The sequence below is a fragment of the Lysinibacillus sp. A4 genome, from assembly GCF_024919535.1.
GTDB lineage: Bacteria > Bacillota > Bacilli > Bacillales_A > Planococcaceae > Lysinibacillus > Lysinibacillus capsici.
In genome coordinates this window covers 234,779-246,511 of sequence record NZ_JANWTB010000005.1, presented here as the reverse complement: position 1 = coordinate 246,511, position 11,733 = coordinate 234,779, and the positions used below count along the sequence as shown (strand labels likewise).

At 36.7% G+C, this 11,733-nt stretch carries 14 protein-coding genes, 1 riboswitch and 1 other annotated feature; of the genes, 6 read left to right on the top strand and 8 right to left on the bottom strand.

Annotated elements, in window-relative coordinates; all coding sequences use genetic code 11:
• Positions 1-254 precede the first annotated feature (254 nt).
• Together NY607_RS12260 and NY607_RS12255 are read right to left on the bottom strand one after the other, a co-directional pair.
• Entirely contained in the window at positions 255-614 is a 360-nt protein-coding gene (locus NY607_RS12260; protein WP_259419771.1) for a hypothetical protein, read from the bottom strand.
• Positions 615-653: 39 nt separating this feature from the next.
• Positions 654-983, bottom strand: coding sequence for a DUF771 domain-containing protein (locus NY607_RS12255; protein ID WP_259419770.1), 330 nt, complete (start codon positions 981-983; stop codon positions 654-656).
• A 108-nt stretch (positions 984-1,091) separates the two neighbouring features.
• On the opposite strand from NY607_RS12255, the gene NY607_RS12250 reads away from it, so the two are divergent.
• Positions 1,092-1,379 carry a hypothetical protein gene (locus NY607_RS12250; protein ID WP_259419769.1) on the top strand — a complete coding sequence of 96 codons (288 nt, stop codon included), beginning with the start codon at positions 1,092-1,094 and terminating at the stop codon, positions 1,377-1,379.
• A 3-nt stretch (positions 1,380-1,382) separates the two neighbouring features.
• On the opposite strand, the gene NY607_RS12245 is transcribed toward NY607_RS12250, so the two are convergent.
• The gene (locus tag NY607_RS12245; RefSeq protein WP_259419768.1) at positions 1,383-1,625 is read right to left on the bottom strand and encodes a hypothetical protein; all 243 of its coding nucleotides are present in this window, start codon (positions 1,623-1,625) and stop codon (positions 1,383-1,385) included.
• A gap of 137 nt (positions 1,626-1,762) precedes the next feature.
• On the opposite strand from NY607_RS12245, the gene NY607_RS12240 reads away from it, so the two are divergent.
• Positions 1,763-2,122 (top strand): hypothetical protein, encoded by a 360-nt coding sequence (locus tag NY607_RS12240; RefSeq protein ID WP_259419767.1) that lies wholly within the window; start codon positions 1,763-1,765, stop codon positions 2,120-2,122.
• 1 nt (position 2,123) lies between these two features.
• On the opposite strand, the gene NY607_RS12235 is transcribed toward NY607_RS12240, so the two are convergent.
• The gene (locus tag NY607_RS12235; RefSeq protein ID WP_259419766.1) at positions 2,124-2,363 is read right to left on the bottom strand and encodes a hypothetical protein; all 240 of its coding nucleotides are present in this window, start codon (positions 2,361-2,363) and stop codon (positions 2,124-2,126) included.
• A 109-nt stretch (positions 2,364-2,472) separates the two neighbouring features.
• A complete protein-coding gene (locus tag NY607_RS12230) occupies positions 2,473-2,688 on the bottom strand; it encodes an XRE family transcriptional regulator (protein ID WP_221679248.1) in 216 nt (71 codons plus the stop codon).
• A 185-nt stretch (positions 2,689-2,873) separates the two neighbouring features.
• Here NY607_RS12230 and NY607_RS12225 point away from each other — a divergent pair, with 185 nt between their 5' ends.
• The 4 genes from NY607_RS12225 (at position 2,874) to trpB (ending at position 6,785) form a co-directional block, all read left to right on the top strand.
• Entirely contained in the window at positions 2,874-3,506 is a 633-nt protein-coding gene (locus NY607_RS12225) for a LexA family protein (protein WP_221679247.1), read from the top strand.
• Between the two features lie 84 nt (positions 3,507-3,590).
• Positions 3,591-4,697 carry a site-specific integrase gene (locus NY607_RS12220; RefSeq protein WP_259419765.1) on the top strand — a complete coding sequence of 369 codons (1,107 nt, stop codon included), beginning with the start codon at positions 3,591-3,593 and terminating at the stop codon, positions 4,695-4,697.
• 64 nt (positions 4,698-4,761) lie between these two features.
• A riboswitch (PreQ1 riboswitch) is annotated at positions 4,762-4,806 on the top strand.
• A 6-nt stretch (positions 4,807-4,812) separates the two neighbouring features.
• A complete protein-coding gene (locus tag NY607_RS12215) occupies positions 4,813-5,295 on the top strand; it encodes a QueT transporter family protein (RefSeq protein ID WP_131520756.1) in 483 nt (160 codons plus the stop codon).
• 68 nt (positions 5,296-5,363) lie between these two features.
• Positions 5,364-5,563, top strand: a binding site (T-box leader).
• Between the two features lie 58 nt (positions 5,564-5,621).
• A complete protein-coding gene (gene trpB / locus NY607_RS12210; RefSeq protein WP_259419764.1) occupies positions 5,622-6,785 on the top strand; it encodes a tryptophan synthase subunit beta in 1,164 nt (387 codons plus the stop codon).
• A 43-nt stretch (positions 6,786-6,828) separates the two neighbouring features.
• On the opposite strand, the gene NY607_RS12205 is transcribed toward trpB, so the two are convergent.
• The 3 genes from NY607_RS12205 to NY607_RS12195 form a co-directional block, all read right to left on the bottom strand.
• Positions 6,829-8,448, bottom strand: a complete 1,620-nt coding sequence (locus NY607_RS12205; RefSeq protein ID WP_259419763.1) for a long-chain fatty acid--CoA ligase — start codon at positions 8,446-8,448, stop codon at positions 6,829-6,831.
• Positions 8,449-8,636: 188 nt separating this feature from the next.
• Entirely contained in the window at positions 8,637-9,590 is a 954-nt protein-coding gene (locus NY607_RS12200; protein WP_004225462.1) for an L-threonine 3-dehydrogenase, read from the bottom strand.
• Positions 9,591-9,941: 351 nt separating this feature from the next.
• On the bottom strand, positions 9,942-11,612 hold the full coding sequence (locus NY607_RS12195; protein ID WP_131520753.1) for a methyl-accepting chemotaxis protein: 1,671 nt from the start codon (positions 11,610-11,612) through the stop codon (positions 9,942-9,944).
• Positions 11,613-11,733: the final 121 nt, after the last annotated feature.

Here is an 11,733-nt window from a genome sequence, read left to right as displayed (position 1 = left end):
TATTATCCTTGTCATATTTAGGGCATCGTCGTAAACCTAATATCTATTACAAGGACGCTAATTGACTAATTACCATGAGGGTTGCTATACTAGCGTTAAGGTATTTGGCAATAGTCAAATAAAGCCGCACCTTCATAAGTACGGCAAAGGTTTTAAAGTTACTAACTACTGGACATAGTTAGTGATTGGAATCAAATTCACAAGATTTACATGCTGTTTAATCGTTGGAGCGATTAAGCAGTTTTTTTATGCATTTAACAATTTGGATTAACATCACGTCTCACCACTTTTGCTAATTTTCCCTGCTTGCACAAATGACTAGCAATCTCAAATAATTTGTTGCAGCGCTGTTCTTTTAAATAACCTTCTAGAGACTTGATATAATTGACTCTATCTGTCAGAACTTCTATCCGCTCCTTCACTAAATCGAAATCCCCTTCGTGAAAATGTAAATTAATAGCCGTTATCATATCTCTGCAACAAGCACTTTCTTTTGAATGCTCCATTTCTAATGCATTTAATCCACCTGTACCAATTACTTTTTTATTAACAAAATCTACGAATACTAGATTTTTTAAAGCTTGTCCGTATGCTGTTTGTAATTCCCCTAACATCTTTGTTCCTCCAATTCAAATTTTTATTTTCACCAAATCTCATTTGCCCTCATAACCAAAAATCGAGCTATAATTTTCATCTATAAAGTTTGCCATCTGCATTGCATGAAACGACCACTTTTCCCCTATTCCTTTTGGATAATAAACAAATCCACCGTTTTCGGTATCAAGTATTTCTCTAAACTTTGAAGGGAAAAGGACATTATCTTTAATCCAGTCACGCTTTTTCTTAATACGGCTTTCTAAATCCTGCATCGTCCAGCAAATACCACTTAAACTCTCCTGTTTAAGTTCTTCTAGTTCCACTTTTTTCACCATCACATAACCTTCTGGAACTGGAATTGTTAAATTGACTTGAAGTTGTTGCATTTATCATCACCTCGCTTCCATGTATTTTTTTAACGTTGCATCCGTGGCATAAGTATCACAGCACATAGGTAATTTGGTATAATTCACCTAGAAAGGTAGGTGATAGAATTGATAATCATTAACATGATTGATGGAGAAAAAATTACTGTTTCTCCTGATACAGTTTTAGTTGGTATTAACAACTATTCTTCTGACAAAGGATTCTACTTAAAACAGAATTATGTTGGCGATATAGATGGTAACTTTGATAAAAAAGGCTCACCACTTAGCACTACTGATGAAAGATTAGGAATTGGCGGATTCTTACTCTCCCATCAAGCATTTTCCATTGGTGAAGGTGAAGACAAAGAAATATATTTTACCTCTGCTGTTAAATCTATATCTGTAGTTGACTAATTATCAGTCCTCTCTAATTGAGAGGGCATTTTTTTCACTCTCTATTAATTGATAAAGAACATCAAACACAGGCTCCAATCTCTGAAACTTTTTCTGAAACAAAACATCTCTTTTGAATTTATGGATAAGACAATCAAGCTCCCCATATGTTGAGCAGTTCTCTTTCATACATTTCAACAATGAATCAGCCCGTTCCCGGATCACTTCTTGAGTATCTGATAGCCAAATCTCAAATTTTTCTTCCACACTATTCACCTCACTTTCGTTTTGATTAACATTGCTACCGTCTTATCAGCTATAAGGACTTATATACCGTCATTGGCTCGGTATCACATCACTTTGGTAATTTGGTATAATTCACCTAGAAAGTGAGGTGATATACAGTGATAAACACAGCCAGCGTCTTTAAAGATTTAAATGACTATGATAAAACACTAGTAAATATCGCTCTTGATTGGGCTATCAAAAATTGCCATTTATATTCTTGTGGTGAATCTGACGAAAGACGTACCAGAAGTAATACGACATTAGCTAAATTTAAATTCGAAGCCGAAAATTACACTTTTCCAAAAGAAGAACTAGATGTGCTAAATAAAGCTCTGAATTATTTTCACACCGAGTTAATCAAACGCAATATAAGTCCTTATGACGAAGATGAAAAAACTCTTGATATAATGCATATTTCATTGAGGAAAATTACTAGACAACTTGAAGATTTTGTATTTGTTGACTATCAATCTTAAGTTAAAATTTCCTTTCAAGCTGATTGCCCCGCTCCGGATACAATATTCGATACCATATGAGCATTTTTTCTCTCATTATTTCATTCAGCTCTTGGCTGTACTGCTCCATTTTCGTTTTAAATTCTTGCCCATTTCGCTCTTCAGGCGAATGGGCTTTTCCGTATGCCAGAACCTCATCCATTTTTTGGTGATGCTTTTCAGATAACTCCCGGAACCTTTGTTTATTCTTTTCTGCATCCATCCTCTCACCCCACTCCCAGTAATCTAACGTTGCTACCGTCTCATCAGCTATAAGGACTTATATACCGTCATCGGCTCGGTATCACAGCGCTCCACTTATAAAGTCGCGTTTATGCGACATAATCACCAAAAAAAATTACCATTGCTTCTACCTTAGAAAGAGATAACCGTTTGCAGATGAGGTTCACTTCTTTAACTGTAAATGTTTCACCCCGATTACGCATCTTTCTATAAAATGTACTTTTGTTCATTCCAATAGCTAAGGACATCATTTCAATATTCATTCCGTTTTCAATAATTTTTCTCTTCAATTCATTAACATTCATCTATTATCCTCCTTCCCTAAGAAAGATGTCGCATATATGCGATTAATCATATCTTAATTGGTAAAATTCTCTTTGTCAATCATTTTTCGCACATATGCAATATAATTATCTAACAGAATACTAAAAGTTGCATATATGCGAAAAAATATTTAGAATAATAGATACAGATGGGAGGTGAAAATACCATGAACATGGGAGACAAAATTAAATCTAGGCGGAAACAGTTAAAAATCACTGCTGATCAACTAGGGGATATGATAGGGAAAAACCGAGCCACCATATATAGATACGAAAAAAACGAAATAGAAGATATGCCTTATACCATAGTAACTAAACTAAGTAAGGCATTAAATCTCTCCCCCTCATATCTAATGGGTTGGGATGAAAAAGAGGCCTTCCAAGCTGTTTCTGAATACGATTATATCCCTACACCAGTTTCAGCAGGAGAACCAATCACCATTGATGGAATTTCTGAGAAAGACACCATCACAATTCCAGACGAATTACTAGGTAGATATGCAGGAGATAATGAAATATTTATCATGCGAGTTAACGGAGACTCTATGAATAAAGTTATTCCTCATAAATCTCTTATAGCTGTAAAACCAATCAACATCGCAGATCTAGATAATAACGACATCATTGTTTATAGCAACGGTTATAGTTTCTCAGTTAAGAGATTTTATAGAGATGGTGAACGATTAATTTTCAGACCCGAATCATATGATACTAGCTTTACAGATTACATAGTTAGTGAAGCATATGACGATCTACGTCTACATGGTAAAGTAGTAACTTACATTGTGAATCTTGATTAATTATTAGCGCTAAAAATTAATTAAACAAAAAGAGCAGGCTCATTCGTCTAGCTCTTTTCTTATATCACTGGAAGGAGAATGTGTATGGCGAGTTTCACAAAACGCGGAAAGACTTGGCAGTATATTGTCAGCCGTATGGTCAATGGTGAATCAAAACCTATACGCAAGGGCGGTTTCAAAACGAAGAAAGAGGCACAGATCGCAGCTGCTGAGGTCGAGTCTAAATTAAATAAGGGTTTTAATCCTGTTACGAAATTAGAACCGATTGATGAGTATTTTGAACAGTGGGTGTCTATTTACAAATCTAATACTGCACCACCTACAAAAGTACATTACAAAAATACATTGAAGGTAATTAGAAAGCACTTTTCTAACACCCCCTTACAGCATATCAAAAAGAGTGATTATCAATCTTTTCTTAATGAGTACGGAAAGACCAAATCTAAAGAAACAGTAAAAAAAATCAATGCTCATATTAGGGCCTGTGTACGCGAAGCTGTTGATGAGGGTATCATCCCCTCTGATTTCACAAGAAATGCAACCATTTCTGGCCAGGACTCCAAAAAGAGTGATGAAAAGCATATTAACTATACTGAAAGTAAGTTGTTATCCAGTTATCTAATTGCATCATTAAAAGAAGTTAACAGGCCTGTGTATTATATTATTTTATTGGCTTTGAAATCTGGGATGCGCTTTGCCGAAATAATCGCACTCACTAGAAATGATTTTAATTTCAAAGACAATACGATCAACATTAACAAGACATGGGGATATACAAACTCCTATGATGAAGGTATTAAAAAGACAAAAACAGAAAGTTCAAACCGCATTATTAAAATAGACAAAGTAACGATGCGTCTGTTCAATCATTTTTTTGAAGTGACTCCAGAAAACATTCATAAATTGGTGTTTTATAATCCAGCTTCTAAATACAAAGTTTTCAGCAATACAGGTGTTAATAAAGCATTAAAAAAAATACTATGTGAATTAAAGATAGAAGAAATTTCTATTCATGGTTTACGTCATTCTCATGCCAGCATTTTATTTTATAAAGGAATTTCAGTTCAGTATATTTCTGAAAGACTTGGCCATGCAGATGCAGATACAACCATTCGAATTTACACACACCTTATCAAAGAACTTCGTGAAGAAGATGAGAGAAATACAATGAATATTTTAGCCGCTTTATAATTTTACACATAATTTACACATAGGTATTTACAAATCCGCATGAATACTGATATGATTGCACTTGCTCTACGTGGTTCGTAACCATCCCACGAAAAAAAACTAAGGAGAAATGAATATGAAAATAAAATTTTTAGCAGCAAGTGGTATCATTGCAGCTCTATATATAGCTGTAACCATGCTTGTTGCCCCATTTGGTTTTACAGAGGTACAGTTCCGAGTATCTGAGATGTTTAACCATTTAGTGGCCTTTAATCCACGCTTTGCCGTAGGGATTATTATTGGTGTATTGATTTCTAATCTCTTTTCACCACTTGGCATTTACGATTTAGTGTTTGGTGTAGGTCATTCAATGATTACTCTTGGCCTGTTTATTTTAATCTGTAAATTTGTCAAAAATATTTGGGCACGTTTAATTATTAATACATTGCTCTTTACATGTACTATGTTTATCATTGCCTTTGAGCTGAACTTGGCTTTAGAGTTGCCATTTTTCTGGACTTGGCTAACCGTCGCGGCGGGTGAATTTGTTGTATTAGCTGTAGGTGCACCGATTATGTATGTATTAAACAAACGCCTTGACTTTAAAAATTTGATTTAACTGACGGATCTTTTTAGATTCGTCTTTTTTCTTGACACTATTCTGAAAATACTCTACAATTCTTTCTAATAAATGCAAGGAAGAAGAGTAGTAGCAAGCATTGTTACTTTTAGAGAGCTGGTGGTTGGTGCAAACCAGTAGTACAGACTTGTGAATGGACTTCAGAGCAGCCTTATCAAATGTAAGGCCGTTTCGCTCCCCGTTACCGGAGCAGGAAAGCGCGCAAAAATTGCGAATGAAGGTGGCACCACGGTTACTCGTCCTTTTTATGAGGGATTGGAGTGGCTTTTTTTTTGGAAAAATTAGCATAGAGGAGTCGAGTTAAGATGAGTACAGTAGTAGAAAAAAAGGGATATTTCGGTGAATTTGGTGGAAGCTTTGTTCCAAAGGAGCTTCAAAATGTTTTAAATAGACTAGATGAGAATTTTCAAAAGTATAAAGAGGATGATGATTTTAAGCAAGAATTAGATTACTATTTCCGTGAATATGTCGGTCGTAAATCCCCTCTTTATTTTGCAGAGAATTTAACAAAGCAATTAGGTGGCGCAAAAATCTATTTAAAACGTGAAGACCTTAACCACACAGGCTCCCATAAAATCAATAATGTATTAGGACAAATTTTACTAGCTAAACGTATGGGAGCAAATCGCGTGATTGCCGAAACAGGGGCAGGTCAACATGGTGTAGCAACAGCTACAGCGTGTGCCATGTTTGGAATGGATTGCACGATTTATATGGGCTTGGAAGATACAAAACGTCAGGCATTGAACGTATTTCGCATGGAACTTCTCGGCGCGAAAGTTGTAGCTGTCGATAAAGGGCAAGGCCGCTTAAAGGATGCAGTAGATGAGGCATTCGCTGACTTAGTAGAAAACTATGAAACAACCTTCTATTTATTAGGCTCAGCAGTTGGACCACATCCCTTCCCATCAATGGTTAAACATTTTCAATCAGTGATTAGCCGCGAAAGTCGTGAACAGATATTAGAAAAGGAAGGAAAGCTGCCGACAGCTGTTCTTGCCTGTGTAGGAGGCGGTAGTAATGCCATTGGGGCATTTGCTGATTATATTGCAGACGAAGATGTTCGTCTTATTGGAATAGAGCCAGACAAAGCTGCTACCTTAAACGAAGGAACACCAGGAGAGCTACACGGCTTCAAATGTTTAGTACTTCAGGACGCAGAAGGTAACCCACTCCCTACCTATTCAATAGCAGCTGGTTTAGATTATCCAGGTGCGGGACCTGAGCATAGCCATTTGAAAACAATCGGCCGTGCTGAGTATGTGACCGTGACAAATGAAGAGGTTTTAGATGCCTTCCAAGTACTTTCTAAGGTTGAAGGTATTATTCCTGCTCTTGAAAGCTCACATGCAGTCGCACATGCTCTAAAATTAGCACCAACTTTATCACCTGATGAAAGCTTAATTATTAATATCTCTGGTCGTGGCGATAAAGACGTTGAACAAGTCTTCCACATGCTAACTAAATAACTCAAAAAAGAGCGACTTCCATTTACGGAAATCGCTCTTTTACCTATACCAATGATTTAGGATAAATTTCTGCTACATTATCTCGCAGCTTCGCTTTCAGGAATTTTCCGACAGATGTCTTTGGAATTTCTTCTAGAAAGACGACTGCATCTGGTACCCACCACTTGGCAAATTGATTTTCTAAAAAAGCAAGAAGCTCTGGTTCAGTTACTGATTGTCCCTCTTTCAATACAACGCAAGCTAATGGACGCTCCTGCCATTTAGCATGGGGCATGGCAATGACAGCCGCTTCTAAAACGGCATCATGAGTCATCAGCGCATTTTCCAAATCAACAGAGGAAATCCATTCCCCACCTGATTTAATAAGATCCTTCGTACGGTCCGTAATTTTAATAAAGCCATCTGCTGTTCGTACAGCAATATCACCAGTATATAACCAACCATCTCGATAGGCATCTGCTGTTCGCTCATCACGATAGTATTCGTTGGAAATCCATGGGCCTTTTAAACGTAATTCCCCCATTGTTTCGCCATCCCAAGGTACCTCCCCCGCCTCATTAATAATACTAGATTCGATACCTGCCATTGTCATCCCTTGCATCGCTCGAGCTTCAATACGCTTTTCAATCGGCCAATCTTCCATCCATGACATATAATTAGACAATGCCACGATTGGTGTAGTTTCCGTCATGCCGTAGACAACAATATAAGGAATCCCATATTTTTCTTCAAATGTCCGAATGAGTCGAGTTGGTGAAGCCGATCCACCACAGCATATCGCTCTTAAAGAACTAATATCTCGTTCTTTCTTTTCCTGCTCCTGTAGGGCACCTATCCAAATGGTTGGAACACCAGCAGTTAATGTAACCTTTTCTTGTTCGATTAAATCCATTATTAATGCTGAAGTAAATTGCGGACCTGGTAGAACTTGTGTAGCACCCACATTGACACTAGCAAAAGGCAAGCCCCATGCATTTGCATGAAACATGGGTACAATCGGCATCACGACATCTCTTTCCGCAATTCCCATAGAGTCAGACATACTCAGCATGATACTGTGTAATACTAAACCCCGATGGGAATAGACAACCCCCTTTGGATTCCCTGTTGTGGCGCTTGTATAGCACATACCGGCAGGTGTTTCTTCATCAATATCCTCTGGAAATTGAAATTCTTCATCAGCAGTAGCTAATATGTCCTCATAGGATAAAACATTTTGTAATGTAGTCTTTGGCAAAGCTGGTTCATCCGTCATAATGATATAATGTTTCACTGTATCAAGTTTTGGCGCAATATTTTCAATGATCGGTAATAAATCTACATCTACCATTAAAATCTCATCTTCTGCATGATTAATAATATAGATCAAATGCTCTTCTGATAAACGAATATTTACCATGTGTAAGATTGCCCCTGAGCAAGGCACAGCAAAATAAGCTTCTAAATGTCGATGCTGATTCCACGCAAAGGAGCCGACTTTTGTTCCTCTTGTCATCCCAAGCTTCGTAAGGGCATCTGCTAAACGACGCGTTCTTTTTGCCCACTGCCCATATGTTAAACGATGTATTTTGTGTGGGCTTGTCCGTGAAATAATTGATTTTCTTGCAAAATAGCTCTCTGCTCGTTTAAAAAAACTAGTTAAAACTAATGGTGCTTGCATCATAAAACCCATCATCCCTTCATTTGTGAATTTCCCCTTGTGAAATTATCATAGCATCAATTAAACTGAATACTATTAATATTCCGAATATTATTATATTTTAATTTCATAATTTAATCTATATATTCCAATAATTTTCTTTTAAATATAAAAAAACGGATGAAGTCTAGTCTTCACCCGTTGCCTATCTATTATGAAATTGCTTTTTTATGCAGTTTAATTTTCAATTTTTCTAACATATCTACCGTCATTTTAGCTAAATCATATTCTGCTTTGAAGCCCCATTCTTTTTGAGCCGCTTCAATATTTAAAGAGTTTGGCCAGCTATCTGCAATGGCCTGACGAACAGGATCTACCTGATAGCTCATTGTGAAATTTGGTAAGTGTTTCTTGATTTCAGCCGCGATTTGCGAAGGTTCGAAGCTCATGGCTGTAATATTAAAAGCATTGCGATGAACAAGCTTACTACCGTCTGCTTCCATTAAATCTACAATAGCTTGTAAGGCATCTGGCATGTACATCATATCCATAAATGTACCTTCCTGAATATACGATGTATATTTGCCTTGTTCGATGGCTTCATAGAAAATTTCTACTGCATAATCTGTTGTACCACCACCTGGAGGTGTTACATAAGAAATTAGCCCTGGGAAGCGTACTCCGCGTGTATCAACACCAAAACGATTGAAGTAATAATCGCATAATAACTCACCCGCTACCTTATTTACCCCATACATAGTTGTTGGTCTTTGCAAAGTATCCTGTGGTGTATCTTCCTTAGGTGTAGACGGACCAAACGCACCAATTGAGCTTGGCGTGAAAAATTGCATATTTAACTCACGTGAAACTTCTAACGCATTCATTAATCCACCCATATTTAAATTCCAAGCTAACAATGGATTTCTCTCTGCTGTAGCTGATAATAATGCTGCTAAATGCATCATCGTATCTGCACCGAAGTCCTTTGCTAAATCATGCATTCTTTGTCCATCTGTCACGTCCAATATTTCAAATGGGCCCTTAGTATGTTCAAGCTTTCTAATGTCTGTAGCAAGTATATTGTCCTCTCCATAAATACCACGAAGTTTTTCTACTAGCTCAGAACCAATTTGACCAAGTGCTCCAGTAACAATAATCTTTTTCATTTCCCAAAACCTCCACATGTGAACAATTGTACTTTCTGAAAGTACAAAAATATATTAATAAACATTGATTTAATAACACTTTCAATGAAATTCATTATAATGTGTTCGTTTTGAAAATACAACAATTATATTAACAATATTCCTTACAAAGAACATACAATCCCTTATTCACAGTATATGAGGTCATGAAAAATATTGTGCTACAAAAATATACAAAACACATTTGTACACCTCAAAAACACAAAACTTTTGCACTTTCATAAGCTAGTTTTGTAACCATGCAAAAAAAGAATCTTCTTTGCTATTTTTTGCAAAGAAGACCCTTTTCGAATATTATTCTTTAATATTAAATTATATCGAAAAACGTTTGACAGCTATTTGCAAAACTTTTGATACTTTGCGCAATTCCTTAATATAATTATGGAACTGTTGCTGAGCTGTTAATTGATCAGCTGTTAACGTAGCTACATGCTTAGTAGACACGGCATTCGTATCAGATAAGGCTGTCAGCATACCTGCATCCTCACTTACCTTCTTCGTGTGATTGGCAATCTCTTGAACCGTAGCAGATACTTCCATAATATAAGGCTTAATAGTATGTACTTTTTCTAAAATTTGATCAAAACTTGACGCAGTTTGTCCTGTAACAGCTACACCTTTTTCAGTCGCCACTAAAACGCCTTCCATCATTTGTACCGCATAACTCGAATCTAAATGGATGTTCTGTACAATGGATGTAATCGTTTGTGTCGATTGAACAGTTTGCTCTGCAAGCTTACGAACCTCATTAGCCACTACTGCAAAGCCTTTACCATGCTCTCCTGCTCTAGCGGCTTCAATTGACGCGTTTAAAGCTAATAAATTTGTTTGCGCTGTTATTCTTTCTATTACTTCAATCATTTGATCTATCGATGCAGCTCGCTCTACTAAATTAAAGATAGCTGTATTAGATTTTTCAACCGCCTGCTTAATAGCTTGCATTTGCGTTAAATTAGCCTGTACAATTTCAGTTCCGCTTTCTGCATCTCTGGCCGTTTTTTGTGCAAAACTTTCTACAACCTGAACCTTTTCTAAAATAACCTGTACATCATTTAAAACTTCCTCTAAGGAAGCCGTATTCGAAGCTAATTTACTAGAAGAAGCAGACGTTGACTCTGAAATAGATTGTACATCCTTCGCTATTTTTAATGTCGTTGTTGATGATTGCTCAGAGGATTTCTGCAATTTCCCAGTCATTTCTTCTACTTCATAGGCACTGTCTGTCACAGTATGGAGTAGTCGTTTCACCTCTGTTACCATTTGATTGTAAGACAGAACTACTTCACCAAGCTCATCATGAGCTACATAACTTGCATTGGCAGTGAAATCACCTTGTTCTGCACGTTTTAATAACGACTTTAGTTGACGGGTTGGCACATTGACTGCCTTCGTTGCGATAAAACCGATAAGGATAACAAGCAAGACAACCGCTAAGCATACACCACCTAGTAACAAGTAGCCAAATTGCACATCTTTCTGATAAGCCTGCTGTTGATCTTTTGCTCGTTGAACCAAATAATTTTGCGTATCTTCTAATAATGCATGACTCTCCTGACTAATTGGTAAAAATGTTTGCACATAAAACTGATCTAGCTCACCATGGTTCAATTGCTTAAAATTCTCAATGGCTTCTTCCTGCTTCTTAAGCAATGACTTATACTTCTTAATTTGATGACTCATCTTTTTATCAATTTCTTGGCTATCTAGATGCTCTAAAGGCTGGGCCATGTTTTGTAAAATGGCTGTCATTTCTTTATCGTCACCCTTCGAATCTACTATAAAATCCAATCGACGCTGTGATTCTTCTAGCTCATTTAGCCATCCAATTGGGACAAGTCCCTGTGTGTAACTCTCACTTGCATGCCACGACATTTTCCTTAAATAATCTACACTGAATACACCTAGCAATACATTCGATAATACACAAACAATCATGAGTACAAGTAACTTGTCCTTCACCTTAATGAAACGGAAAAAATGCATGATCCTTGGCTCCTCCTCCAACTCTTACCAATAATGATAGTATAGAGATATAAAGCCAGTGTTATATTTTTGTAAATTTTAATCGAAATATTAAGAATTTATACCCATCATTTAGTTTTAT